This window comes from Nesterenkonia haasae, from assembly GCF_010119385.1.
Lineage (GTDB): Bacteria > Actinomycetota > Actinomycetes > Actinomycetales > Micrococcaceae > Nesterenkonia > Nesterenkonia haasae.
Map to the genome: position 1 here is coordinate 476440 of NZ_VFIE01000017.1, position 24404 is coordinate 500843.

A 24404-nucleotide genomic window follows, 5' to 3' on the forward strand; every position below is an offset into this window, starting at 1 on the left:
CACTGTGTATGTCCAGTATGAACAGTTGTTGAAGTCCAGTCAACTCGGTCGCCGACAGCTACTGGGACCCAGCAGCACCGACTCCCACCGGAACTCCCCCGGCGAGCAATCCTTCTAGCTCGAAGACGAAGGATCAACCGTTGCGCCACGCTTGGGGGACATGAGCGATGCCGGGTTTCGCCATGCGCCTTCGAACCGGTCAAGGTTGCGCCTGACCTGCGCCGGCTCCTTCGACAGGACCGCGTTGAACGGCTGCAACTCCACTACCTCGTCACACACGGGGTCGATGGTCAAGTCGCGCTCTGTGATAGTGCACGCGAAGTTTCGGATGCGCGGCGATCGCCGCCGGGGCATCGACTCGTCCGTGCGTCCGTGATCGGGGCGCGCCTGTCAACGCGGCCCTCGTCACTTCAAGGACCGTGAGTCACTGTTTCAGCAGATGCTGGCAACCTGGGAGCATGAAGCCTGTCGACGATGTGCTTGCAGCCGCCGCGAACGAGCACGAGCCGAAGGCGCGGGCTCGCCGGGACCCTACCGCCGCCGAACGGCTGCGGAGGGTGCATGAGGCTCGGATGAACCTGCTCCGGGAAGTGGTTGGCACCTTCTGTGACGATCCTGATGAGGTCGAGGCGCGGAGCCTCCTGGCATTCTGTACTGCGATCGGCGCATCTTACCTGACTGCCGACCACGGTGATCAGACCCGTCAAGAGGTTCTCACCTGGGCGACTGAATTGCTCCTAGGCTGCCAAACCCAAGACGCGCCCCGCTAAGCCCACAGTGCCCAACTGGGATCCCGCCATAGGGAGATGCGAACAAGCAGACGCATGGAAAGTGGAAGGGCATGAGAACCTGGAACGCCCACGAAAGTAGCGTCGACCTCGGCCTGTTCGGACGCTGGCCATCTGGATTTCCGCACAGTGGTGCGGTGCGAGCCGATAAGGACCGTGATGAGCGGTGCCTTGCAGCTGCACAGTCGGCTCGGAGATGGCACGGCACACCAGGATCACCGCAGCCACCGATATGCCGATCTACTTCGCCGACCCACACAGCACCTGGCAACGAGGCTCGGACGAAACGCCAACGGCCTGCTGAGCCAGCACTTCCCGAAAAGCACTGACCTATCGTTCTACGGCGCCGGAATCCTCGATAACGTCACCGCCAGACTCAACACCCCACCCCTCAAATGTCATGGATTCCGCAGCCCGACACACATGGGCAACTAGTTGCTCGACTCACCGCCAACAGATGCTGTTGCATCGACCGCGTGAATCAATCGACGGCGCGCGCCATAGCATCCTGAGCTCGTCGAGCGCGGTGGAGCGATGAGGATCACAGCTCCCGTGGGCCCGGTGCGGAGTTCAGGTGTGGGTGCCGACGTTGATCACTCGTCCAGATGAGTCGCCGTAGAAGAACCGACGTACACCCCACGTCTCGGTGGTCAGTGGATACACAATCTGGACATCCGATGCCACAGCCGCGGCGTGCGCCGCCTCGACGTCGTCGACGAAGACTGAGATGTCCGGGTTGACCGGTGCCGTTGCATCAGTTGTCATCAGACCGATCTGACGGCCGGTGTCATCGGCGAGGAAGACGATCCATTCCATATTCATCACCACCCGCATCCCGAGTACACCGGTATGTTCGTCAATCGCGGTGGCGAGGTCGTCAACGGTTAAGACGGGCGCGATTCGCTCGATCTTCATTCTACGATCCAACCACGTCCTACCGTCTCGATCCATAGATCGATTGACTACGGAACCCGGTTGAGTCACCGCTTCACATTAATGCGCGGCTGCGGCCCGCAGATTAAGCAGCCGTTCCCTGGTGCCCGATCCTGGCTGGGGACTAAGGAAGGCCAACCACGGTTCCGGATGGTCGGTGACGCGCATTGTGATACGGTCGAGCACCAGCCGGTCGACGGAGAGGTGGACGATCTCATTCACCCCCAAGGCGGTATCGCGGACCTCCTGCTTGCTCCGCAGCCGGGCTAACTGTGCGCTGTATCCCCGCAATAGTCGCCGGGACGGGGATTGCTCCCTCTCAACTCCGCTGACGCGGTACTCGGCCGAAGTGAGCACAGTGCCTTCAGCGTCATTGCGTTTATAGCAAGAGCCGAAGGGCTGTCGCGGCTTGGAGGGGAAGGACGCCGTTACCTAAGGCGGCGAGTTGCTGGTAGTCGGTCAGCCCACGAGCAGCGTCAGTTACCCAGCCCTGTTCGAGGCCCATCATCCACTCCACGAGCTCTGACGCAGGCCGCGGCCCCATCGCCTCATTTAAGAGCGCTGGTGCGGGCGCGGGTCGTCCGGTGATGTGTTCCCATCAGGCGATGGCTCGGGCGTAGCGTCCCTAGCTAAGAAGATGTCCTCGATTGGGGCCCACAGGGTCTCCGATTCGCCACTGTTCTTCGGTGAGCCGTGGGGCCCGTGGATGGTGAGGTCGATGATCTGATGCGACGGCGCGATCGTCCCTCGCCGTGACTTCACCTGCTCCAGGCTCTCCCCTCCACGGGAGTAGTCTGAAGCCAACGGGGTCCGGAATAGGGCGGTGGGCGAGGACGAACACACGGAAGCGGTGGTGAGGCACCCCGACGCGAGGAACGGGTGGGCCGATCCATCGTGCAGATTGCCTGAGGTCGGCCAGGCCTCCGCATATGGCGCCCATTGCCTGAAGAGGTCGGGTTGACTCGTTTCCCAGACTCCACGGGTCGGGATCCACGTCGCGAAGGGTTGCGGTTTCGGAGTTGCGTCGGTCATCAGTTGCTCCTTCCGGGGTGGGGCGGACAGCGGGTGCCGACAGCAGCCCGCGGAGGTTTTCGATCACGACGAAATCCGGCTGCAGCGCGACGATCGCCGCAGCCATGTTCGACCAGAGGCCAGATCGGATTCCTGACGCTAGACCGGCCTGTTTGCCCACAGTTGAGACGTCCTGACATGGGAACCCGCCACAGAGAATGTCTATCGGCGGCACGTTGTTCCAGTCGATGGTGGTGACGCCGCCGGGGGCTCGGCGCCTTGGGCCTGTGATGGGCGAAGACACGGACGATGGGTTCGTTGATCTCGGAGAACCATATGGTTTCGGCGTTGAAGACGTGCTCGACGGCGAGGTCGAGGCCGCAGTATCCAGAGCACAGCGACCCGACCCGCAGGCGACGTTCCAACGAGGAGATGTTGTCGTACATGAGGGCTCCGGCAGGTTGGTGACCCCGGACTCGAACTCTTTCCGGAGTTCATCGCCGGGCTGGTCACCTGCTAGGTGCACAGCCCTCAGCCGCCTACCAACCGAACTCGCATGCCGACGCCCACGAAGCCGGTCCACCGTCGAGCGTCACAGCGCTAGATGTCGATGCCGCCGATGGCCCACCTGATCCCTCGTCGTCACCTAGCCTTAGATCGATCACGCGTCTTGCAACTGAGGCGGCGTGGCAGTCGACTCGTGCAAGATAGAGAACATGACGATCAGCAAAGCAGACGAACCTTGGAAGGCCGCGCGGTCCTTGGGCGATCTGGCTGCCGCGACGATCGAGTTCCTGGAAGGTCGCCTTCCAGAGACGCCGCTTCACGGCGGGCCGCCACACTCCGAGAGCTCGCCGCTCATCCCCAGCTTGGTAGCTATGAAGCGTGCAGGGTTCGTTACCACCGATTCTCAACCAGGCTGGATGGACGAGTCCACGCGTTGCACCCAGCGTGCTTATGTTGAGGGGATCTGTAACGAGTCAACCGCAGCCAAGATCACGGAAGATCTCCTAGCTGAAGATCTCGTGGTCATCTCGTTTTCACCAGGCAGCGATGTCTACAGCAGCATCGCGGTTACGGTCGACCAGGGATCGCCATTCACCTTTCTTGGCCGGTGGTCTGTAGACGAGCTGGATCACCTCCGCAATGGCCACACTCAACTTGACGCTGACCTAGATGCCGCTTGGGCACTACAGATCTTTGACCCAACTTGGGCGCGCAACGATCGCTTCTGGCCCGCCGTTCTTCGTGCACTTGCCATGGAGTGACCAGGGACCGGTGCCCTCAGATCGCTCTCAGCCTCGGATAGGACTGTCCATCTAGTCGCAGTAAGGAGGCGACGGTGACGGTCTCGATGCGCGTCATGAGCTCGGGCGATGGCTACAAGTACTTGCTGCGCACCGTCGCTGCCGGTAATGGTGATCGGTCGCTGTCTACGCCGTTGACCCGCTATTACGCCGAGGAGGGGAGTCCGCCGGGCCGCTGGCTCGGGGCAGGACTACCCGCCCTCGGCGGCGGACGTATCAGTGCTGGCGATCAGGTCTCCGAGGCCCAGCTTCAGCCCCTCGTTGGGATGGGCCGTGATCCGGTCACCGGTGAAGCGCTGGGGCATGCCTACCCACAGTACGCCTCCGTGGTTGACCGGATTTAGCAGCGGATCGCCGACCTTGACTCATCGCTCGGGCCGGCAGCGAGAGCCGAAGCGGTGACAGCGACCGAGGCCGAGGAGACCACGTGAGGGACCCGGCGAGCTGTAGCGGGGTATGACTACACGTTCTCGATCCCGAAGTCTGCGAGCGTGTTGTAGGCGGTTGCCGATGCTGGGACGCAGGCTTTGATTGCCGATGCGCATCATCGGGCGGTTGCTGAGGTGGTGGCGTTCATGGAGCGCGAGGTTGCAGCCACCCGTACTGGCGCGTCCACTGGTGATTGTGCGGTTACGCAGGTAGACGTCGCAGTGCTCATTGCCACAGCTTTCGATCACTACGACTCGCGCGCCGGTGACCCTCGTCTGCAGACCCACGTCGTTATCAGCAACAAGGTCCGCGCCGTCCAGGACGGCAAGTGGCTCGCCCTGGACGGGAGACCGATGCACGCCGCCTCTCTCGGAGCTGTATGAGGCAGTCTTTGCCGACCACTTCACCGGCAATCGCGGTGTCGAGTGGCAGACGCGCGAGATGGGTCGGGACCGCAACTCCCACGTGGGCTATCACGAGCGTGTCCGAGGAACTGGTGGTCGAGTTTTCCTCACGCTCGCGCGACATCGATGCGGAGAAGGACCGTTTGATCGCCGCCCACGTCGAACGCCACGGGAGGCAGCCGGCCGGCGATGATCATCAAGCTCCGAGCGCAGGCCACGCTCACCACCAGGCCGGAGAAGCAGGTCCGCTCCTTGGCCGATCTGACGGCCGAATGGCGCCAGCGAGCCGGCGCCATTCTCGGCAGTGACGCGACAGAGTGGGCGCGAGCGGTGACCGCGGACGAGACTCCGCTGTTGCTGCGTGCTGACGACATTCTTCTTGATCTCATCGCAGTTCTTGGCCGCCGAGTCGTTGAGGTGGTCGGTGAGAAGCGCTCAACATGGCGGCGGTGGAACCTCACCGCCGAAGCCGCGAGGCAGACGATGGGCTGGCGTTTCGCGACCACCGGCGACCGCGAAGCCATCGTCGGGCTCGTCGTCGATGCGGCCGAACGAGCGTCCCTGCGGCTCACGCCTCCGGAGCTGGCCTCCAGCCCTGTGCTGTTTCGGCGCGAGGACGGCACCAGCCGGTTCCGCCCCAAGCACTCCACCGTGTTACTCCTCGAAGATGCTGTTGGAAGCCGAGGACCGCCTCCTCGAACGATCACGGGCCACAACTGCTCCCACGGTGCCGCTTGCCACGGTGGAACAGATCGCGCGGCGACCCGACCGTGAAGGCCGGGTGCTCGGTGAGGACCAGGCCGATGCACTGGCGAAGGTCGCCGTTTCCGGACGGACCGTGGACGTGCTGGTCGGGCCAGCCGGCGCGGGCAAGACCACAGCCGTGTCCGCGCTGCGACAAGCCTGGGAGACCGAGCATGGTCCCGGGTCCGTGGTCGGACTCGCACCTTCGGCGGTCGCCGCGCAGGTTCTCGCCGATGACCTCGGGATCGCGACGGAGAACACGGCGAAGTGGTGGACCAACCACCTTACCCACGGCACGACCTTCACGGCAGACCAGCTCGTCATCGTCGACGAGGCCTCCCTGGCCGGCACTTTGTCTCTGGATCGCATCACCCACCTCGCAGCGCAGGCAGGGGCCAAGGTGCTGCTGGTCGGCGACTATGCCCAGCTCCAGTCTGTCGATGCCGGCGGCGCCTTCTCCCTGCTCGTCTCTGACCGCGATGATGCACCGGAGCTGGTCGATGTGCACCGGTTCACCAATGCCTGGGAGAAGACCGCGTCCCTGAACTTGCGCCACGGGCGCAGCGAGGTCATCGACACCTACGCCGACCACGGCCGCATCGTGGGCGGTGAGACCGAGCAGATGATGGACACCGCCTACCCCGCCTGGCGCACCGACACCCAACACGGCAAGGCCAGTGTGCTGATCGCGGACGCCAACGAGACCATCACCGCCCTGAATGCCCGCGCCCGAGCTGACCTGATCCTCGACGGCACCGTGGACGCCACCCGCGAAGCCCCGTTGCACGACGGCACCGCCGCCGGCATCGGAGACACCGTCATCACCCGCCGCAACGACCGCCGCCTGCGCAGCGGAAAATCGTGGGTCCGCAACGGCGACCGGTGGACCGTCACCGACGTACGCCGAGACGGTTCACTCACCGCGCGGCCCGCCAGCCGACGCTGGGGCGGCTCGGTCGTCCTGCCCGCCGGCTACGTGGCCGAGCATCTCGACCTCGGCTACGCCGTGACCGCCCACCGCGCACAGGGCATCACCACCGACACCAGCCACGTCCTGGTGGACGCCTCGACCACCAGGGAGAACCTGTACGTTGGCCTCACCCGCGGCCGCCACCACAACATCGCCTACGTCACCACCGACAAGCCCGACGACGCACACGCCGAACCGCATCCGGGCGACAACCCTGACGCCACCGCACGCAGCGTGCTCTACGGAGTGCTCCAGCACTCAGGCGCCGAACTGTCAGCCCACGAAACGATCACGGCCGAGCAGGATGCCTGGGGTTCACTCGCCCAACTCGCCGCCGAGTACGAGACCATCGCCCAAGCCGCCCAACACGACCGCTGGGCCACCCTGCTCAGAGCCTCCGGTCTCACCGATGAACAGACCGAAGAAGCAATCGTTTCCGATTCCTTTGGTGCGCTCTCGGCTGAACTACGACGGGCCGAGGCCAACCACCACAACGTCGAGACCCTGCTCCCCCGCCTCATCAGCGCTCGGAGTCTCGATGACGCCGACGACATCGCCGCAGTGATTCACGACAGGGTTGCCAAAGCCACAGCACGCCCGGCTGGCTCTGGCCGCACGCGCAAGGCCCCGCGACTGATCGCCGGCCTCGTCCCCGAAGCCACCGGCACCATGAGCCCCGACATGCGCCGGGCGCTCAACGAACGCCGCGACCTCATCGAGACCCGCGCCGACGCACTGGTCGACCAGGCGCTCAACGAGCGAACGACCTCCTGGCTGACCACACTCGGTGAACCACCTAGCGACACGAGAGCAGCGAAAACCTGGAGACGCCAGGTGCACACCGTCGCGGCCTACCGCGACCGGTACAACATCACCAGTACCAACGCTCTCGGCCCGGTCCCGGACAGCACGGCCCAAAAGATGGACGCCGCCCGCGCCCGCGCGGCACTAGAGAGCGCTCATCGCTTGAGCGCCGGACAGGAAGCCAGGCCTCGGACGCCCCAGAAGGCGATCGACCGGCATGGGCTGGCACTGTGAGGCCTTCCGCCTGTCTGACCGCTCGCATACAGTGGAAGAAGAGGCAGGTCCTCCTCAACTTCGGGTCCTTCGGGACGGCCCACTCTGTGGGCGCTCATACACGTACTGCCGCACCAGACGGCCCAACGTGCATGAGGAGATCAGACACCATGTTCCGCCTACTATGGTCCGCCAGCGTCGCTACCCGGTACTTCCTGCGCCGCTACATGCCCACCAACATCGCCCTCGATGCGATCCGCACCCGCCGAGGACTCAGATGGGGCACCCCTGCCATGCTCCTCGCCATCCCGTACCTCTACGCGGCCAGCATCTGCGTGGCGGTTGTCGAGGACGATGGTCCTGGCTGGCTCAATCTGCTGGTGATCCTGCTTGTTTGGAACGCGCTGAAGTTCGTGATCATGGGGCCCGTCAGCCTCGCGATCCTGGTAAGCACGCGCCTGTCCGAGCGACGCCAGTGGCAGATCGACACCATCTGCACTGACACGAATCAGATCGCTCCCACGTTCACTGCGAGGCGGCCCCACAGGGTCTGAGCCCAGCCAGATCTTCGGGGCGCGAACTACGACTCAAGCTTCATCCGCAGGTAGCTGTGGCCGCAGAGGCCCTGACTCGGTCGAAGGTCCGGTCGGACGAGTAGACTCGTCTTGGTCCGTCAGGCCAGCTCAGGGGCTGGAGTTCTGGGTTCGATTCCCATTGCTGCGGTTGCTGCGGGCGTCTTCGTGGTTCTCGTATTCACTCGGTTCGTAAGTCTGATGTTCACGCTGAACGATCCATCGGAAACCAGGAAGCACAAGGCTAAGGAGGCGCCTATGAACAAAACAAGGGTAGCGCTCAATTCTCTTACTCAGACCGCGTGGGCGCTCGGGGTATCCGTATCGGCTGGTCTGCTGCTCCTGACCTGACGGCTCAGACGACGACCTTCGGTTCCCAGTTGGGCGACCGGGGGAAATCGTCATCAGAGCGCCATCCCTCCGGGCACTGCCACGGCGGGCCCGTCGGCGCCTGACTGTCGTCCCACCTCCACACATCGGGGTGGCGCCGTTTGCTGCTTGTGGATGGGCGAGCTGCGTAGCCGAGGACTCGACCGGCGGGTAGCTTGTAATGCCACCAGCACCCTGTCTCATCGTCTCCAACTGTGAACGAGGCTGGGTCGAGCCCCACCTTGCGCGCGACGTCCGATCCAACCGTGCTTGCGTGGAATGCATCTTGACCCAATAGGACATCGTTCGAGTAAGCCACGTCGAAGTCCCAGGCGAACTGGTGGATCTCCGGGATGTGTCTGTCGTCGACGAATCGTCCTAGGTCGTCCACGGCTTGAGTGCCGGCCACCTGTTCTTCATGCTGTCTGCGTAGTCGCGCACCGGCATCATCAGCGACCCGCGGGAAGTACTCGGCTAGTGCTGCGACCAGCACAATCGTTTTGGTGGAGTTCACGCGCGTGGCATAGGTGAGGTCACGCCCGTGCAGGACACCGTGACGTGAGACGAGCCCGTACCTGCCCGATTCCTTGACGTCGGTAGAGAACACTCGACGGACAATCGGTAGGTTGGTCTCCATTCCTGACAAAGTCACGTCATCGAGATAAGGATCGGTATTGGCCTTGGAGAAGAATGACTGGCCAGTCAGGTCTCTACTAATCCCATCGATCTGAGCCAGAATGATAGGAATCGACGCCTCATAAGCACGTGCTTGGTGATGGGCGATCGCCTTCTCAATTAGATTGACGCGCTCCCAGAGCACCTGCTTGAACGGATAGTGGGAATTCGACCATCGCCGGATCGGTGTCGCTGCGTGCTGGAGCCATATCCGGTTTTCGGTGTTCCAGACGTCTGTGATGACCTCATCGAGTTCGGAGGATCCGGCTCCTGTGGCCGCCAGCTTTAGAGCGCGGAGTGTGCCCTTCATGTGCCAGCGTTCGCTCATCGCTCATCCCAAGGGAGCAAACACCGCGACAGCCTCAGCGATCTGGGCCGCGCTCGGATGCGCGGCAACACCGAGACGCCGCGCGACCTGTTTCGCCTGCTCGGACCTACCCATGCCAAGACGTCCTTCCCTGATCCCCCTAGCATCTCAGTCGAAACCGACCCTCGCCTCTGCCTCCTCGCGCGAAGTGTGTCCCTGACACGTGCCTACAACATGGCGAGCGGTCGCGGACCACATCTCTCCGGCGTTAGCACACAATGGACGAGGCGCTACTTAGAGGCGCGGATTCTTGCCACGGCGTGTCGTCTCGTCCGCGTGGCATTCGGCTGAAATGATGATGAAGTGATCTAGGTTCGTCGGTAGGGGTCCGCGTGAGCGCATTCGATGAGATAGGTCGGCGCGCGGACGCGAGCGGACCTGAGACGATCCGCTTGCTGCGCCAACTCGGAGCACAGGTGACTCGCACATCGTCCTTTCCTCCACCGAGCGGGCACGCGAGCTGGAGCGCTGACGCGGTTGACGACCTCCTTGCCGACATGTTCTCGCAAGAGAGACGGGCCAAGGTCTTCGTGCTTGCCTGCTACACCCAAGCGACCGACCAGGCATCCCTTGAACGGCTCATCTTGAAGGCCATTCGGAACTTTCTGATTGATCAAGCCAAGGGGACGGAACGCGGAAAGCTTCGTCGTCGCCTGGACACCCTGCTCTCGGAGGACACCCGCTTCATTCGCCCTCCTGACTTGAAGGGCATCCGGGCCTGGGCGCTACTGAACCACCTCCTTGTTCTGTGGCAAGGAGATATCGACGAACTCCATGAGGCCGCGGCCCGCGTTCGCGGTTACCAGATTCTGAGCTGGAACAGCGCCGGAAAGACTCCAAGAGGAACAATCATTGCCCTTACCGCCGTCTGTCATGGAGTGATCGATCATGCGGACGGTTCTGTCCGCGATGAGGACCTGGCCAAGGTGGTTGAGCGCCGGTTCGCGCTACTCGCGCCGCCGGTCTTCATCGAGATGCCTGACGGCTCTTCAGCCGCTGCGGTGGCTGCTCGGGTCGTGAATAGCGATGATCCTTGGACGAATCTCGGCCTGCAGGAGCGAGCAGAAGAGCTTTGGGTGACCCTCAGCACGGAGGAGCAGTCGTTGCTGCCTGTGCTCGGGTGCGGCATGAACGAACGGAGAGCCGCTACAGGATTGGGGCGCGCCGCGACGCAGGCACTTAGCGATGCTCTGGCCGATCGGCTGAGGCTCGCCACATTCGATGACGAGGATCGTGAGGAGATCGTCCTGCGAATGTTCGAGATCGCGGCCAAGGGTTCCGAATCAGGTCGTCTGTCCCAGGTGGGATCGCATATGTCGCGATCGCCGAGAAAGGAGCCGATGTGACTCGTGACGATGCACCTCGACGATCCAGACTTGAAGATGCCGCTGCAAGCGTCGCCATTCCCGAGGATCTGCACGCGGCATGGACCGGTGTCGCACCAGAGCTCTCGGTCGGGCAAGTCTGGCGTGCGCGATGGCACGACCGAGTCCAACTTGTCGTCATTCTCAGCACCGACCAACGAACCACTGTGTTGCCCTTGTCGTTCGACCTCGACTACGCCGACACCAACAGCGCGAGCATCGCCGCCGAGGCCGGTCCGTTTGGCCTTCCGACATTGGCTTGGCGCACCCTCAAGCGGGGCGTACCCAATGCAGTCCTTGACCGGTTCGCTGGTTGGTTGGAATCCGAAGTCACGGCAGCTCTCCTTGCCGCGGAGCCGGGCCAGGGCGGCGACGATCGCGCTACACCACATCCGGTGCGCGTGTATCAGGCATTGATCGAGGACACTATGGATGAACTCTCCGCTGTTCGATGGCACGGGGACGGTTCCGGGGAACTAAGCACTATGCTGCAAAACTCGGATCTGAGGATCCAAGACGTCGCGGATACCCTGGGGACGACGCCACAGAAGGCGCTCGCCATCTGGCGCGGGCAGATCCCCCTCACCAATGAGGAGGCCAGGAAGCTTGCACCTGGACTAGGTGAGCCAGTCGAGACGATATTGGCCGCAAACCCCACCCCACCATCGAAACTGATCGACTGCCTAGAAAACCCCCGACGCCACCATCAAGTCCTTGCCTACGCCGCTCAGCGTGGCGGCGATGTCGCCACCGCCTATCGCGACCTTTCACACCAAACATGGGCTCTTGCTGCACGTCAGACGGGTCAGAAGGCCACCAACTGGGATCGCCGCCTCGACACACTCTTCGCGGCGGTCCTTGATGAGCACTGAACAGAGCCGCCCGATCGCCGTGCCAAAGAGTCTGGTCATCGAGCAGGTCACTGCAATGCTCGACCACATTGACATGTCCGAGCCCGAGCTTCGTTCTCAGCTGTTCGAAGATGCCATTGCTACATTTACGGCGAGGGACGACATCGACGTGCGCTTGGTCCCCGACCGGGAGGTCGATGCATCCAGATGCAGCGTCGCAGGTGGGTACCTCGCAGATCAGATGCCTCCCGTACTGGCGATATCAGAATCGGCTAGTCATGGTCGACGAGCCTTCACCGCGCTTCATGAGTACGGTCACCATCTCCAGCAGAGCGTCTACGACCTCATGGAACGCCCCACGCAGCAACCTGACGGCGGGCTCGCGTTGGAGGACGCCGCTTGCGACTTCTTTGCCTCTGCCCTCCTACTACCCAAGGACCTGGTTCAACAACACATCGGTGAAAAGGGACCCTCTGCAGCGAGCGTCGTGTCCTTGTGGCAGGCCGCGCCGCAGGTGTCCAGAGCCGCCGTATGCGTCCGCGCTGCCCTAGCACTCCGAACACCCGGTCACGTAACGCTGCTTGACAATCAAGGTGAGGTGGTCTTCTCTTCATCCCGCGAACTGCCTCCACTCCGTCGAGGCAGTGATCAATCACGAGTGAGCATCGTTGATGCTGCCCTGCGCGCCCCGGAACGCACGATCGACGGTGAGGCTGAGTTCTACTACCGTGACGGCATCCGTGGTCAAGAGTTGTATGCGCAGGCCGCCGATCTCGGTGGCATGACCGTCGTCGTCTCGGTCAGTGACCGAGCGGCCTGGCGCGTCCTGTCGCTACCGCGAAGAGACAGCGGCCCAAAGGGCGCATTCAGAATCTGCGAGCACATCGCTTGCGGACATGAGTTCCGCACGTTCGACCCACCGTGCGCGCAGTGTGGAGCTCCTACCTGCCCTGAGTGCAGACAGTGCAACTGTGCATTCCGAGTCCAAGAGAAACAGTGTCCGTCCTGCTTCCTGCTGAGGTCGACTCAGCAGTTCGACCCCGCTACCGGAATATGTCTTGAGTGCAGTTGATCCCGGGCGTCGTCACGCAGAACGAATTACGTCGTCCGTCCCCTGTAGAGCATCGAGGTGATGCTTCGCGTGGGACTCCAAGCCGGAAGAGTCACCAGCTCACAGTCTCGGCAAGGAGAACACCATGACAACCATCAGCCCCACGATCACACTCGAACAGATCCTCAAAGAAGCACGCCGAAGGATCGAGGTCTCTGACGACGAACTCGACGAGGCCCGTAAGCGCCGCACTGCTATTGGCGCTGTGCTGCTTCAGGAATTCCCGGGGAGCCGGACCTACGTCAATGGCAGCATCGCCCACGGGGACGCACTCACGCCGCTGACCGATGTCGACCTCGGCATTGTCGTACCTGACCCCGACCAGCAATACCGTCCCGGCAAGCGCGGCCCGAAGGACCTCAAGGAGCGTGCCGCAGAAGCCATCCGCGCGGGTCTCAAGCAGCGGTACGGCGACCTGGCAGTGGAGGTGAAGGGACGCAAGCGATCCATTCTCGTACGCTTCCGCGACCCGGTCGCCCCAGGCAAGCCGGACTTCACCGCAGACGTGATCGTCGCCATCGACAATCCCGGCGGCGCAGGTCTCTACATCCCACGGTTCGAGAGTTGGGATCGCTCGCACCCCGAAAATCACACCGAACTCATCGTCGCCGCCAACAAGATCACCGATGCATGCTTCGCCCGCGTCGTGCGACTTCTCAAGCACTGGAACCGGAGTAATAGCAAGTCGCTCTGCTCCTGGAACATCAAGGCTCTAGCACTAGGGTGCATCGACACACCGACCGCACTGATCGCAGGCATGCGCGAGTGGTTCCGATACGCCATCGAGGAGCTGTCACGCGGCGAGACTCCCGATCCCGCCGGAGTCGCCGCGAACCTCATCAAGCTCAACGACACCCGCACCGAGGTCGTGCGCCGGCTGAAGCGCTCTCTCGAGAAACTCGATCGAGCTATCTCCTACGAGAGGGCCGGATACATGACCCTGGCACATAACGAACTTGCCAAGTTCTTCAACGATCCCGAGATGCTTCCCGCACCCAGTCCTCTGGCCGTCCTGGAGGAAGAAGGCCGTCGCGTCGCTGCTGAGAAGGCCAATGACTCCAAGACCTTCGGCGCTCCCGCGCTCCTGACCGGCACCGGTCCGTCGGCTGGCCGAGACCGGGGAAACGTACGCTCATGGGGAGCATGATCCCTCGCTGGTACGGAGCCGATCCTGTCTGGACGCTTCCATTCCAGCGAGATGCGCGACGCCACTATGGCGACGAAATCACGGTGGATCTCCGGCGCGACCGGCTGATCTATCGCCACAGTGGCCTCGAAGTTCCCGGACGGGATCGGACAGTGCCCGTCACGATCCTGTTCGAGGCCCGACCGCTCTACGACACCTACGGACTCGCTGCACGGGACTATCCGCGAGTGTTCGCCGACGCCGGACTGGAATCCCCGCACCGAATGCCTGACGATGGCCTTTGTCTCTTCTATCCGGGGGACCCGCCGGACCGGCGGTGGACTGCAGAGGACGGCCTACTCGCTCTGCTCAACCTCACGGGGGACCACGTGTTCTTTGAGACATACTGGCGCCATACCGGCGGGCATCGCGGTGGAACGTGGCTGGCACCCGAAGCACCACACGGATATGAAGGGAGTCCACGATGAGTCCTACCGCACCTCCCTCCGAACATGTGCTCGCCATGATCGAACCGATCAGCTGGGACGGCATCGCGACGATCATCGCGGCACTCCTCGCGACCGTTGTCGCTGTTGCTGGCTACAGCATCCAACAACGAATCGCGCGTAAACAACGACGTGCAGAGATCTACAGCGAGGCTCTGCGCGCAGTCGAGGACTACTTGGAAGCCCCGTACCTCGTCCACCGTCGCGACGGATCAGCCGCCGCACGCCAGAGCATCACCACGCATATCAGTGACATACAGTCGCGACTGTCCTACTACTGTGCCCTTCTGGACATCCACGCGCATGCCGAGATAAGCACCGCATACAAGGCGTTGGTATCTGCTACAAGAGCTGAAGCCGGAAAGGCGATGCGGGAGGCGTGGGAAGATCGTCCAACACGACGAGACCGCGGCGTATCTATCTCTTCACGTCTCGACCGTTCCCGCAGTGATGAAGCCAAGAGAAGCTACATTACGGCTGTGAAAAAGAATGACGCATAAGCTCTGGTAGTTTCCAAAAACGGAGATCGGAAAGACTAAACGGAACAGCAGATAGAAATCCGTTCCACTGGCAAGACCTCGCCGACAGGCTCAAACCCTCTCCTCCGGCCCGGTGGAGATCAGCTTGCTCGCGCATCAGTCTGGACCGGACTGTGCTCTGGGTCCCGAGCATTCCTCACTGTCCTGGTCGCCGACACCGGGGAAGTGCTCATGCACGACCCGCAAGAATTTTTCTACGCATGGTTGCCCAAGAACGTGTTCCTGGCCGCCTGGGGCAGCCCGACCGGCTACTGACCGCACCCCTAATTCACACACACGTAACTCGCGGTGTTCAGGTAATCCACGAGGGGCAGTGTCGCTATAGTACCGGCCATGGCGTTAACCGAATCGGAGCGGGCGGCGCTAACGCAGATGCTTGACACCGCACCCGACCTAGACCGCTGGCGGCTCAGGGCCCACCACGTGGAGACACCAGAGAGTGGTAGCGACCTGGCGATCGATGATGAGATCTTCCCGTACATGGCGATTAGCCAGCTTGCGCGGATGTCACTCGTTCTTGCCGGCGAGCACCTCCGCCTGGCGCTTGATGCGATTCAGGCCAAGCAACTCTATCCCTCGTCGCACTTCACCGTGCTGCGTGGAGCACTGGTCGGCGCATCTCAGGCAGTATGGATCTTGGGCCCCGAAGATCGCGGTCAGCGCCGCGAGAGGGCGCTCACGGTCCTCGCCGAGATGTACGCCCAGATGGGCAAGTACTACGGAATCCTCGCCGGTACCCACCTCGATCAGGACGATCAGGGGAACCTTGATGATCAGCGGACGTGGTTGAGTGCGCGTCAGGCTAATGTTGCTGCGGTGCGAATGGGTAAGGCGAGCCTCAACCTCACTGAGGTCATCGGTGCAGCATCGGACCACGCTTTTGCGGACGGCCCACGTCAGGAAGGCGCCCGGCGCCTTTGGCGGGAGATGAGCGCCGACGCACACATCTTGGGCTGGTCGCTCTTTCAACGGTCCAACTTCGGAACGGCCGATCGACGAACTGGTGTTGGCGAGGGCCAGGCGCCCGGAAGTCCCGGTCACGTCGCGGAGCCGTTTGTTGCCTCATACCAACTGCTGAAGTGTGGATGGTTGCTGTTCGACCGCCGATGCGGAGCGCCTACCAAGTCTTGAAAATCGCCGAGTGACGTTACTCCGTTGAGGCCTCTCGGCGCCGGTAGGCCAACTCATGATCCCAATTACAGCAGCATGTCGCACGTGCGACGCTGAGTATCCTCTGCAGCCAAACTTCTCGAGCCCGTCAGGGCGTCGGCTTCCAGTCGATTTACTCTTCGGCGGTGCCCGTCCACCTTGGGTCATCCGGATCTCGGCTGCTCTAGGTCAGTCCAGATACGTGGGGCTTCCGCACGACCCGCGGACAGGGGGCTGACCGAACCATGACTCTTTGAATCGGCCTGGGAGGGATGGAGTTCTGGCTTAGGCCGCAGCGGTTAGCTGAGCCCTCGGGGTTGATCGTAGTAGATCTACTCGAACTCCTCCGGTGGGAGGTTTCCGATGCTGGAGTGCAGCCGCTGCTGGTTGTACCAGTGGACCCACTCCGCGATAGCTTGCTCGACTTGTCGCCAGGAACTCCATGAGGGCCTCTGGTGGTCGATGACCTTGGTCTTGTACAGACCTACAGTGGACTCCATCTGCGCATCGTCCAGCACATCGCCGACGCTGCCGATCGAACCAGTGATCCCAGCATCCGTTGGCGTGGGCATTGAGGTTGGCTGGTCACGATGCTGAGACACCCTGAACCCATCGATACCCTGGAACGATGGAACCTGTCGATGCCCTTCGATCTGTAGAGACACGGCTGCGGCTAATCATCGCTGAGCGATTGGGGTCGGGCTGGGCCGACATGCTGCCAGACGGTCAGCAGCGACGGCTCCGCACGTGGCGCGATAACGATGCGAAGAAGCGGGGTCCGCATGTAAGCCGCGACGACCTCATCGACTACACCATGACGGGTGAACTTGGCAGAGTCGTCGTCGACAACTGGTCACTGTTTCAAGACGTATTTCCGGAGAGGGACGAGTTCAATTGGCTAATGCGCACAATTGAGAGCGTGCGAAATACTGTCGCACACAGCCGTGAGTTGCTTCCCTATGAGCGTGATCTCCTCTCTGGTGCCGCTGGCCGGATCAACCAACTCGTTGCGGCACATCGCGCAAGTAGTCACGACTCTCGTTCCTATTTTCCGTTGATCGAACGACTACAGGACGACTTGGGCAACAACTGGGCGAAGCACTCGACCGAGGAGACCGCATTCGGTGGCCGTGTGGACGTTGGAACCATGTTAATACTGCAATGTGCGTCCACACCGGTTCGTGGCAAGGTGCTCGTCTGGCAGCTCTGGAGAGAGCCTGACTGTCACTCCTTCATGGTTCCGGATCGCGACCCGGACATGACTACAGATGGTGAGAAAGTCGAATTCTCTTACGTGATACGCCCAGAGGATATCTCTGAAAACTTCGCACTTCATCTCACGCTCCGCACCAACTCGGCCTATACACGCTCCACAGGCTATGGGCAGGATTTTGACGACATGCGCCTCCTCACTTATTCGGTGAATCCCGACGACTAAGCCCTCTTATAAGCGCCTCGCCAAACTCCCTCTATTCATCTCCGAATCTCGACCCTGACCTCGACCAGCGCTGCACGAATGACCTTTCGATCAGCCCCCATTCGCCGACCGATGGCACGAAGCGAGAGGCCCTCACGGTAGAGCCTGACGGCTTCGGCCTGCTCGTCGACATCAAGCCCGGCACGCCGACGCGGAGTGTTGCGCCGCCGTAGGTGAGCGAACACGGTTGCGCGGTGAATCCCGTAATGTTCAGCCAACTCCTGGATGCCTGCACCTGCGAGATAGTCGCCGATCAGACTGTCGATCTCGGCGGCGGTAAGAAAAGTTTGAGCCGTCTCGATCCTCCGCACGATCGGCCCCCGAATGTCCTTGAATGGAGGGCCGACGGGGCGTCGCACGTCCCGGTAGACGCCCCGATACCAGCGGGTTGCCAGGGTTTTCGCCCGAGGGGGAAAGTTTGCGAACGTGTCACGTAGGGACCCCATACGAACGAGGTTCGAACTCTAGACCAAGGGACCATCCTTGGACGAGGTTCGGGCCTCGTTTTTGTTGCGGGCACTCGAGGCCCATTCAACGCGGCCTGGCCTCTGCGTCGCACAGGGCATCGAAGGGCCGGGCGCAGATGCCCGCGCAGTGCTCCAGCAGCTCCAGCGAGTCCTCTAGCGTTCTAAATCCATGCATGTCAGGGGCGTGCCATTGCGCATGGTTGGCCGCGTTGGGTGACACGGCGTCGGTATTAGGCGCTGTGGTCGAGGTGGGAGACGATCTCACGGGTGACGGCAGTCATGTCCGGGTAGGGGAATTGGTGGCCCACACCCTCCAGCCAGAGGTACTGAGCACCGGGAATAAGTTCGACGAGCTTCTCGGCGTGCTCCACCGGGATAAAGGTGTCTGCCGTGCCGTGGACGACCAGGGCCGGGACTCGGAGATTGGGCAACAGTTCGTATCGCGACCTGGTGGCCGCCACGGCAGCCTGGTGCTGGAGGATAGCGCGCAGATTGATGCCCCGGCGGTACCGCAGGTCATACAGCACGAGTTCGGTCAGCTCCTCGGCATGCAGGCCCTCGTAGCCGTTCCCACTGATCGTCTTCGCGATGACTTCCTTGACGAGGTTCTTCTCGCCGCCCATGAGTCGGTACCGCAGGAGGGGCAGCCCGGCCAGAGCCGATCGCAGCAGCGGGCCACTCCGCAGCCCGGGCAGGCTGGCGTCGGTGGGGTCGGCCGCGCTGGACATGAGCGTCATTGATGCCACCTTGTCGGGATGGGCTATCGCGATCTCTTGGGCGACGAACCCCCCGAGCGAGAGCCCGATCAGGTGTGCTCTGTCCACCTGTGTCGCATCGAGGACCGCGATGGCGTCAGCGGACATGTCAAGCAACGAGTACGCGTGCTTCCGGTCCCAGTCCTCCAGCCAATCCGAAGCACCGGTGCCGCGCTGGTCGTAACGGATGACCCGGTACCCAGCGCCGGTAAGTCCACGGATGAAGCTCGGCGGCCAGAACAGCGAGTTTCCCGCCATCGAGATATTCAGCAGCACGACGCCCTTCTCAGGCGCCCGGGCGGGTATGGCCTCGTACCAGATGCGCACGCCGCTGGAGTCCGCGTATCCCGTCTCACCAGCGACGACATGCGAGAGGTCGCTTTGCGACAGACGCTCAATGATCGCATCGGTGTCGGGCGGTAGCCTCGGTCCACCGCGCAGGAGCCAAGCCGCCACGGCCCCAAGCCCGGCGAGCACCCCAGCTCCTACGTACCGCATGATGAGCCAATTGTCTCAGAGAGCACACCCGGCAGAATCGACATCACGCCCTCCAAGGTGCCGAAACGCCTCCACCAGGGACCCATATTCTGGGCCGCTCCATCTCAGATTCCCTTGTCGTTCCGGTTCTCTTCAGGGTCGCAATGTCTGGGGGAATCCCGTCCATTGCAGTTCGGGTTCCAGATGGCTCATGTCGTTGAACATGACGATACTTGGGGGCAGCTCGGGCCGATTCTCGATCACGGTCAGCGCCGCGTTGGCACTGTTGAGTCCGAGCCACGGAGCTAAGGCGGTCTGGCTGCAAGTCGGAGTTCTTGATCACGAGGCGGCCGCTCGCGCCCGTGACGCCGGTCTCGACGTAGTAATGGACACCTGCCCTGCGATTGAAGCCCCCAAATTTGGTTTGTGACCCAGCGTAGTAAGTACGGGGTCATCACACCTGCGCGCCAACCCTCTGACCAGCAGATATGAAAGGATACTGTTGGTTGAGTCACAACTCCATCAGCTAAGTAGGGGACGAAATGCCCGCGAAACTCACCGTCAGTACCGAAACCAAGAAGTTCACCGCAGAGGTACCAACTGCTCAAGGCGAACTCATCGACACAATGATCAAGATTCGATTGGAGAAAGGGCTCTCCACTCCCCTTCTGATGGAGACTCCGGACGGTCAGCGTTCAGAGCATGTCGAGATAGCCACTGCCGACCAATACACAATGGAGTTTGGAGCAGAGGGCACTTCCTCCGTGACGACCGACGCCCTAGCCCATGAAGCAATGGAGGCCGATACCTACATTGATCAGGGAGGCTACATTCGGATCACTACCGATGAATTGTGATGCTCTCAGCACTAGCCTCACATCAGTAGCGCTCGAGGCTTCTCTAGGCACCACCTGAGCACGCCACGAGAGGACGAAATGTCAACGACGACGAGAATAGCGATCAATGGCTATGGACGGATTGGACGTAGCCTGCTGAGGGTCATTGAGGCACAGGGACAAGCCCTCGAAGTCGTCGCCATCAACGACCTCACAGATCCCGACTCGATGGTCAATCTCACAAAATACGATTCCATTCTCGGCCGATTCCCAGCGGTAGTCGCCAGGGACGGTGACTACCTAGTGGCCGGTCAACACCGGATCAAACTACTTTCTGAGACCGAGCCTGCCGACCTTCCCTGGGCAGAACTCGATATCGACATCGTCTTGGAATGTACTGGGCTCTTCAGAACCCATGAGACTGCCTCGCGACATATCGAAGCCGGAGCGAAAAAGGTCATTGTCTCTGCACCAGCCAAGGGGGCGGACGCGACTCTCGTGCTGGGCATTAACGAGTCGACCTACGACCCCGCCAGCCACACCATAATCTCCAATGCATCTTGCACCACCAACTGCCTTGCACCACTGGTCAAAGTCCTCAATGACGAATTCGGCATCGTCGAAGGTCTTATGACGACGATTCACGCCTACACCGCAGATCAGCGCCTACACGATGCTCCTCATAAGGACCCCCGGCGCGCCCGGGCGGCAGCGGTCAACATGGTGCCTACCTCCACCGGAGCAGCCAAGGGCATCGGTCTGGTGATCCCCGAAGTGGACGGAAAATTGGACGGTTTCGCCATGCGTGTTCCAGTGCCCACTGTCTCGGGCACCGACCTTACCGTCACCATCCGAAAACAGGGTGTCAGCGTTGATGACGTCAATTCGGCTTTTAAGAAAGCCGCTGCAGGACCTTTGGCCGGGCCGCTTGCGTACAGTGAAGATCCCCTTGTCTCGTCAGACCTCATTGCTGATCCACATGCCTCGATCTTTGATGCGCCCTTGACGAAGGTCATTGGCCAAACGGTGAAGGTCTTCGGCTGGTATGACAATGAATACGGTTACGCTTCCCGCATGGCGGAGACAGCCGTTTACATCGGCGAACGGCTTTAGGCCAAGTACCCTCAGCGACAACCATCGGAAGCGAGGAGTTGGACCATGCGAATAGGGTTACTCACCTCCGGAGGTGACTGTCCAGGCCTCAACGCCGTCATACGCGCCGCGGTCCTCCACGGCATTAAGAGCTATGGAGACGAGTTCGTAGGGTTCAAGGACGGATGGCGCGGACTCATCGAGGCCGACTATATGAAACTCTCCCGCCATGATGTGCGCGGCCTGGCCCGCGTCGGCGGCACCATCCTGGGAACCAGCCGCACACATCCCTACAACTACCCAGGTGGCGGGCCGGAGAACATGGCAAAGCAGTTGAAACGCCATGAGATAGACGCGGTGATCGCTCTAGGCGGTGAGGGAACTCTCGCCGGAGCTAAGCGCCTGGCCAATGAGGGTCTTCCGATAGTGGGTGTCCCGAAGACCATCGACAACGATCTCAACGCCACCGACTACACATTCGGATTCGACACGGCCATTTCCATAGCAACGGACGCTATGGACAGGCTTCGCACAACTGGTGAGTCTCACCACCGATGCATGGTTGCCGAGGTGATGGGTCGCCACGCAGGGTGGATAGCCCTGCATACAGGCATGGCAGCCGGTGCCCACGCCATTCTGATTCCAGAGCAGCGAGTCGGCATAGACCAGGTGTGCAAGTGGGCCGAACAGGTGCATTCCCGGGGCCGCTCTCCTCTTGTAGTCGTGGCAGAAGGGTTCATTCCTGAGGGCGCAGAGGAAGCCCTAGCCGGCAAAGGAGAGGAGGCTTCCGGTAGGCCCCGTCTTGGCGGAATCGGTGAATGGGTCGCCGCACAGATCGAAGAGCGAGCCGGCCTCGAAACTCGCAGCACCACGCTTGGCCATATTCAACGCGGAGGAAATCCCACCGGCTTCGATCGAGTGCTGGCCACCCGGTTCGGGATCAAAGCCCTTGATCTGGCGCATGAGCAAGCCTGGGGTTTCATGGCCTCCCTACGTGGCACAGAGATAGTCAAAGTCGACCTCACCGCCGCGCTGGACGGCCTCAAGACGGTCCCAACAGAACGCTACGACGAGGCGAAAGTCCTCTTCGGCCGGTAAGCGGTGACTCTGCGCAACCCTGTGCGCGCCCGCATCCGGGGCCGCACCTACAAAGAGGACACTTGGCGGCCACGATACAAGGGTACTTTGAGAGCCTCAGTCGCGAGAAAGACCGCAGCGCCGGCGCAACTAATGACTATTATCTGTGCGGCGCTGAGCGGCGCGGAGTCGACAACTTGCTGCAGGCGCGGTGCATAAATGAACAGTAGCTGCAGAACGGTCAGGCCAAGCACACAAAGCCAGGCGATGCGGTTGTTGAACAGTGCGAAAATCTTCAAGCGCCTCGCCCGTCAGAGCCGACTCTTCGGCGGTCAGCTCCTGGGCCTCGTTGAGTCGCAGATCGGCTGGTACTTTGTCGCCGGCGCGAAGCCGGACAAAGTCCCCGACCACCAGGCCAGTGGCGGGAACAGAATGCCACACGTCATCACGCAACACAGTGGCCGAGGGCGAAAGCATCTCACGAATACTCTCTAAAGCACGTTCCGCCCGGCCTTCCTGAAGAAACCCCACCGTCGCGTTGACCACCACCACTGCGACGATGACGATGGTGTCAATCCAATGCTGCAGCACGGCAGTGAGTACCGCTGCCCCGAGCAGCACATAGATCAACACATCATTGAGGTGGCGCAGGAATTGGATGACGACGCCAGTTTTCTCAGCAGCCGGCAATTCATTAGGTCCAAAATCGGCCAGCCTGTCCTGAACGTCGAGACTGCTTAGCCCTGAGCTGTGAGCAGCCCGATACCTCGTGAGGACCTCTTCGAATGGGAGTGCATGGGGATCTGACAGGTGCTCAAGCCTCACGTTGCTCCTGTTTCTAGAGGTCCTTCGGACGGACGAGAAAGTGGCTCTTCGACTCTATCTCGAAGCGGAGAGGCGCTTCTACGACCAGTAGAAACACGGTGAATCTCGCGATTACCAGCAAACGTTTAGGTGCCTTAGAGCATCCTTTCAAGTAAAGTCATATCGGCTTCTCGCAATTGCGTGAGAAGACACACTCAACGCACAGCCACTCCCTTGAAGAGGAACACCCATGACTGAGCCTTACTACACTTATCCCACTCCAGAGCAGGCACCTCCAGCGCGCAAAGGCCTGGGCATCAGCGCGATGGTCCTGGGAATCGTCTCGATCGTCTTAGCGTTCATCCCGTTCATTGGACTGGTCAGTTTTCTGCTTGGTCCACTGGCTGTCATTCTCGGCATCGTGGCCATCGTGAAGCACCGTGGTGAAGGTCAAGGCATCGCCGGTGTCATCACCGGCGCGATCGGTACCATCATCGCCATTGTCGGAATCCTCCTCACCAGCATGGTCTTCGACGCAGTGGAAGAGGAAAGCGAACGGCTCAACGACGACGTAGCCGATGCCGACCCTGATGACGACGAAGAAGTGGCCGAAGTTGAAGAAGAAGTCCAAGATCAGCAGGAAGAAATCGCCGAAGAGCGTGAAGAGGCTGAGGAAACCGGGACGGATGGGGACCAGGGGACCCGGGAAAACCCGCTGGCACCCGGCGAAACCGTGTCGAACGAAGAATGGGAAGTCACCATCCATGGTGTGACACCCAACGCAGACGACGAGATCGCGGCCGAGAATCCGTACAACGACCCAGCTCCCGAGGGTATGAGCTACATGATGGTCGATATGAGCGCCACATACCTTGGGGAGGACTCCGACACACCCATGATGGGCGTAGAGCTCTCATATGTGACCACCACGGGCGAAACAATTGCCAGTTACGACTACTCCGCAGTGACCCCGGACGCTTTCGAGAGCTTTGCTGAGCTGTACACCGGTGGAACCGAAACCGGGAATGTGGCACTTGTGGTCCCCACCGATGACGATGGAACGCTGCGTGTCCGGCTTGGTTTCCTCGACACCCAGGACTTCTTCTTCGAAACTTCCGAGTGATTGAAAGCTCAAATGGGCAACGGCAGGCACATTAGCAGCCTGCTGTTACCCTGAGCTTAACGGC

24 protein-coding genes and 6 pseudogenes are annotated in these 24404 nt (G+C 61.5%); 18 read left to right on the forward strand and 12 right to left on the reverse strand.

What is annotated here, in order from left to right:
- Positions 1 to 114: 114 nt before the first annotated feature.
- Positions 115 to 294, reverse strand: coding sequence for a hypothetical protein (locus FH975_RS16440; protein ID WP_235928280.1), 180 nt, complete (start codon positions 292 to 294; stop codon positions 115 to 117).
- Positions 295 to 458: 164 nt separating this feature from the next.
- On the opposite strand from FH975_RS16440, the gene FH975_RS02285 reads away from it, so the two are divergent.
- The gene (locus FH975_RS02285; RefSeq protein WP_162319841.1) at positions 459 to 770 is read left to right on the forward strand and encodes a hypothetical protein; all 312 of its coding nucleotides are present in this window, start codon (positions 459 to 461) and stop codon (positions 768 to 770) included.
- A 205-nt stretch (positions 771 to 975) separates the two neighbouring features.
- Positions 976 to 1223, forward strand: a pseudogene (locus FH975_RS17025) (transposase); the annotation flags it as partial.
- 135 nt (positions 1224 to 1358) lie between these two features.
- On the opposite strand, the gene FH975_RS02295 reads toward FH975_RS17025, so the two are convergent.
- The 5 genes and pseudogenes from FH975_RS02295 to FH975_RS16860 all read right to left on the reverse strand — a co-directional run.
- Positions 1359 to 1703, reverse strand: a complete 345-nt coding sequence (locus tag FH975_RS02295) for a VOC family protein (RefSeq protein WP_162319843.1) — start codon at positions 1701 to 1703, stop codon at positions 1359 to 1361.
- Between the two features lie 78 nt (positions 1704 to 1781).
- On the reverse strand, positions 1782 to 2078 hold the full coding sequence (locus tag FH975_RS02300) for an MmyB family transcriptional regulator (RefSeq protein ID WP_162319844.1): 297 nt from the start codon (positions 2076 to 2078) through the stop codon (positions 1782 to 1784).
- 22 nt (positions 2079 to 2100) lie between these two features.
- Positions 2101 to 2265, reverse strand: a complete 165-nt coding sequence (locus FH975_RS02305) for a hypothetical protein (protein WP_162319845.1) — start codon at positions 2263 to 2265, stop codon at positions 2101 to 2103.
- Between the two features lie 8 nt (positions 2266 to 2273).
- The gene (locus tag FH975_RS16450; RefSeq protein ID WP_235928418.1) at positions 2274 to 2753 is read right to left on the reverse strand and encodes a hypothetical protein; all 480 of its coding nucleotides are present in this window, start codon (positions 2751 to 2753) and stop codon (positions 2274 to 2276) included.
- 94 nt (positions 2754 to 2847) lie between these two features.
- Positions 2848 to 3315, reverse strand: a pseudogene (locus FH975_RS16860) (DNA cytosine methyltransferase); the annotation flags it as partial.
- A 133-nt stretch (positions 3316 to 3448) separates the two neighbouring features.
- Between FH975_RS16860 and FH975_RS02315 the strand changes: the two are divergent.
- From FH975_RS02315 to FH975_RS02325, 3 genes and pseudogenes are all read left to right on the forward strand, one after another.
- On the forward strand, positions 3449 to 4000 hold the full coding sequence (locus FH975_RS02315) for a DUF6919 domain-containing protein (RefSeq protein ID WP_162319846.1): 552 nt from the start codon (positions 3449 to 3451) through the stop codon (positions 3998 to 4000).
- Positions 4001 to 4086: 86 nt separating this feature from the next.
- A pseudogene (gene mobF, locus FH975_RS02320) lies at positions 4087 to 7624 on the forward strand (MobF family relaxase).
- Between the two features lie 149 nt (positions 7625 to 7773).
- Positions 7774 to 8157 (forward strand): sulfate permease, encoded by a 384-nt coding sequence (locus FH975_RS02325; RefSeq protein ID WP_235928281.1) that lies wholly within the window; start codon positions 7774 to 7776, stop codon positions 8155 to 8157.
- 373 nt (positions 8158 to 8530) lie between these two features.
- Here the strand turns inward: FH975_RS02325 and FH975_RS02330 are convergent, their stop codons facing one another.
- Positions 8531 to 9547 (reverse strand): hypothetical protein, encoded by a 1017-nt coding sequence (locus tag FH975_RS02330; protein WP_162319847.1) that lies wholly within the window; start codon positions 9545 to 9547, stop codon positions 8531 to 8533.
- Positions 9548 to 9918: 371 nt separating this feature from the next.
- Between FH975_RS02330 and FH975_RS02335 the strand changes: the two genes are divergently transcribed.
- From FH975_RS02335 to FH975_RS02365, 7 genes are all read left to right on the forward strand, one after another.
- The gene (locus tag FH975_RS02335) at positions 9919 to 10932 is read left to right on the forward strand and encodes a hypothetical protein (protein ID WP_162319848.1); all 1014 of its coding nucleotides are present in this window, start codon (positions 9919 to 9921) and stop codon (positions 10930 to 10932) included.
- The gene (locus FH975_RS02340; RefSeq protein ID WP_162319849.1) at positions 10929 to 11822 is read left to right on the forward strand and encodes a hypothetical protein; all 894 of its coding nucleotides are present in this window, start codon (positions 10929 to 10931) and stop codon (positions 11820 to 11822) included. Before FH975_RS02335 ends, FH975_RS02340 begins: the two co-directional genes overlap by 4 nt.
- Positions 11812 to 12873 carry an ImmA/IrrE family metallo-endopeptidase gene (locus tag FH975_RS02345; protein ID WP_162319850.1) on the forward strand — a complete coding sequence of 354 codons (1062 nt, stop codon included), beginning with the start codon at positions 11812 to 11814 and terminating at the stop codon, positions 12871 to 12873. Before FH975_RS02340 ends, FH975_RS02345 begins: the two co-directional genes overlap by 11 nt.
- Before the next feature lie 124 nt (positions 12874 to 12997).
- A complete protein-coding gene (locus FH975_RS02350) occupies positions 12998 to 14059 on the forward strand; it encodes a nucleotidyltransferase domain-containing protein (RefSeq protein ID WP_162319851.1) in 1062 nt (353 codons plus the stop codon).
- Entirely contained in the window at positions 14047 to 14526 is a 480-nt protein-coding gene (locus FH975_RS02355; protein ID WP_162319852.1) for a hypothetical protein, read from the forward strand. Before FH975_RS02350 ends, FH975_RS02355 begins: the two co-directional genes overlap by 13 nt.
- A complete protein-coding gene (locus FH975_RS02360; protein WP_162319853.1) occupies positions 14523 to 15044 on the forward strand; it encodes a hypothetical protein in 522 nt (173 codons plus the stop codon). Before FH975_RS02355 ends, FH975_RS02360 begins: the two co-directional genes overlap by 4 nt.
- Positions 15045 to 15416: 372 nt before the next feature.
- Positions 15417 to 16214, forward strand: coding sequence for a hypothetical protein (locus tag FH975_RS02365; RefSeq protein WP_162319854.1), 798 nt, complete (start codon positions 15417 to 15419; stop codon positions 16212 to 16214).
- A 350-nt stretch (positions 16215 to 16564) separates the two neighbouring features.
- On the opposite strand, the pseudogene FH975_RS02370 reads toward FH975_RS02365, so the two are convergent.
- A pseudogene (locus FH975_RS02370) lies at positions 16565 to 16789 on the reverse strand (integrase core domain-containing protein); the annotation flags it as partial.
- Between the two features lie 71 nt (positions 16790 to 16860).
- Here FH975_RS02370 and FH975_RS02375 point away from each other — a divergent pair.
- Positions 16861 to 17670: a Swt1 family HEPN domain-containing protein gene (locus tag FH975_RS02375; RefSeq protein ID WP_162319856.1), complete on the forward strand. Its 810-nt coding sequence runs from the start codon at positions 16861 to 16863 to the stop codon at positions 17668 to 17670.
- Between the two features lie 35 nt (positions 17671 to 17705).
- On the opposite strand, the gene FH975_RS16460 is transcribed toward FH975_RS02375, so the two are convergent.
- Both FH975_RS16460 and FH975_RS02385 read right to left on the reverse strand, forming a co-directional pair.
- On the reverse strand, positions 17706 to 18155 hold the full coding sequence (locus FH975_RS16460) for a helix-turn-helix domain-containing protein (protein ID WP_235928283.1): 450 nt from the start codon (positions 18153 to 18155) through the stop codon (positions 17706 to 17708).
- A gap of 251 nt (positions 18156 to 18406) precedes the next feature.
- The gene (locus FH975_RS02385) at positions 18407 to 19429 is read right to left on the reverse strand and encodes an alpha/beta fold hydrolase (RefSeq protein ID WP_162319857.1); all 1023 of its coding nucleotides are present in this window, start codon (positions 19427 to 19429) and stop codon (positions 18407 to 18409) included.
- Positions 19430 to 19709: 280 nt separating this feature from the next.
- On the opposite strand from FH975_RS02385, the pseudogene FH975_RS02395 reads away from it, so the two are divergent.
- The 4 genes and pseudogenes from FH975_RS02395 to FH975_RS02410 form a co-directional block, all read left to right on the forward strand.
- Positions 19710 to 19838 (forward strand): annotated as a pseudogene (locus FH975_RS02395) (CoA-binding protein); the annotation flags it as partial.
- A 112-nt stretch (positions 19839 to 19950) separates the two neighbouring features.
- Complete coding sequence (locus tag FH975_RS02400; RefSeq protein ID WP_162319858.1) at positions 19951 to 20265, forward strand: hypothetical protein; 315 nt, start codon at positions 19951 to 19953, stop codon at positions 20263 to 20265.
- Positions 20266 to 20343: 78 nt separating this feature from the next.
- Positions 20344 to 21357, forward strand: coding sequence for a type I glyceraldehyde-3-phosphate dehydrogenase (gene gap / locus FH975_RS02405; protein WP_162319859.1), 1014 nt, complete (start codon positions 20344 to 20346; stop codon positions 21355 to 21357).
- 45 nt (positions 21358 to 21402) lie between these two features.
- Positions 21403 to 22434, forward strand: coding sequence for a 6-phosphofructokinase (locus tag FH975_RS02410; protein WP_162319860.1), 1032 nt, complete (start codon positions 21403 to 21405; stop codon positions 22432 to 22434).
- A gap of 47 nt (positions 22435 to 22481) precedes the next feature.
- Here FH975_RS02410 and FH975_RS17030 read toward each other — a convergent pair whose 3' ends face one another.
- The gene (locus FH975_RS17030) at positions 22482 to 22667 is read right to left on the reverse strand and encodes a cation transporting ATPase C-terminal domain-containing protein (protein WP_407938603.1); all 186 of its coding nucleotides are present in this window, start codon (positions 22665 to 22667) and stop codon (positions 22482 to 22484) included.
- 55 nt (positions 22668 to 22722) lie between these two features.
- Positions 22723 to 23238: pseudogene (locus tag FH975_RS02420) on the reverse strand (cation-transporting P-type ATPase); the annotation flags it as partial.
- A 229-nt stretch (positions 23239 to 23467) separates the two neighbouring features.
- Between FH975_RS02420 and FH975_RS02425 the strand changes: the two are divergent.
- Positions 23468 to 24340: a DUF4190 domain-containing protein gene (locus FH975_RS02425; protein ID WP_162319862.1), complete on the forward strand. Its 873-nt coding sequence runs from the start codon at positions 23468 to 23470 to the stop codon at positions 24338 to 24340.
- Positions 24341 to 24404: the final 64 nt, after the last annotated feature.

Bases quoted from the DNA above. Each gene is read 5' to 3' on its own strand.
- FH975_RS02285 (WP_162319841.1), top strand. From the start codon at position 459: ATGAAGCCTGTCGACGATGTGCTTGCAGCCGCCGCGAACGAGCACGAG.
- FH975_RS02295 (WP_162319843.1), bottom strand. From the start codon at position 1,703: ATGAAGATCGAGCGAATCGCGCCCGTCTTAACCGTTGACGACCTCGCC.
- FH975_RS02305 (WP_162319845.1), bottom strand. From the start codon at position 2,265: ATGGGGCCGCGGCCTGCGTCAGAGCTCGTGGAGTGGATGATGGGCCTC.
- FH975_RS16450 (WP_235928418.1), bottom strand. From the start codon at position 2,753: ATGACCGACGCAACTCCGAAACCGCAACCCTTCGCGACGTGGATCCCG.
- FH975_RS02315 (WP_162319846.1), top strand. From the start codon at position 3,449: ATGACGATCAGCAAAGCAGACGAACCTTGGAAGGCCGCGCGGTCCTTG.
- FH975_RS02325 (WP_235928281.1), top strand. From the start codon at position 7,774: ATGTTCCGCCTACTATGGTCCGCCAGCGTCGCTACCCGGTACTTCCTG.
- FH975_RS02330 (WP_162319847.1), bottom strand. From the start codon at position 9,547: ATGAGCGAACGCTGGCACATGAAGGGCACACTCCGCGCTCTAAAGCTG.
- FH975_RS02345 (WP_162319850.1), top strand. From the start codon at position 11,812: ATGAGCACTGAACAGAGCCGCCCGATCGCCGTGCCAAAGAGTCTGGTC.
- FH975_RS02350 (WP_162319851.1), top strand. From the start codon at position 12,998: ATGACAACCATCAGCCCCACGATCACACTCGAACAGATCCTCAAAGAA.
- FH975_RS02355 (WP_162319852.1), top strand. From the start codon at position 14,047: ATGGGGAGCATGATCCCTCGCTGGTACGGAGCCGATCCTGTCTGGACG.
- FH975_RS02360 (WP_162319853.1), top strand. From the start codon at position 14,523: ATGAGTCCTACCGCACCTCCCTCCGAACATGTGCTCGCCATGATCGAA.
- FH975_RS02365 (WP_162319854.1), top strand. From the start codon at position 15,417: ATGGCGTTAACCGAATCGGAGCGGGCGGCGCTAACGCAGATGCTTGAC.
- FH975_RS02375 (WP_162319856.1), top strand. From the start codon at position 16,861: ATGGAACCTGTCGATGCCCTTCGATCTGTAGAGACACGGCTGCGGCTA.
- FH975_RS16460 (WP_235928283.1), bottom strand. From the start codon at position 18,155: ATGGGGTCCCTACGTGACACGTTCGCAAACTTTCCCCCTCGGGCGAAA.
- FH975_RS02385 (WP_162319857.1), bottom strand. From the start codon at position 19,429: ATGCGGTACGTAGGAGCTGGGGTGCTCGCCGGGCTTGGGGCCGTGGCG.
- FH975_RS02400 (WP_162319858.1), top strand. From the start codon at position 19,951: ATGCCCGCGAAACTCACCGTCAGTACCGAAACCAAGAAGTTCACCGCA.
- gap (WP_162319859.1), top strand. From the start codon at position 20,344: ATGTCAACGACGACGAGAATAGCGATCAATGGCTATGGACGGATTGGA.
- FH975_RS02410 (WP_162319860.1), top strand. From the start codon at position 21,403: ATGCGAATAGGGTTACTCACCTCCGGAGGTGACTGTCCAGGCCTCAAC.
- FH975_RS02425 (WP_162319862.1), top strand. From the start codon at position 23,468: ATGACTGAGCCTTACTACACTTATCCCACTCCAGAGCAGGCACCTCCA.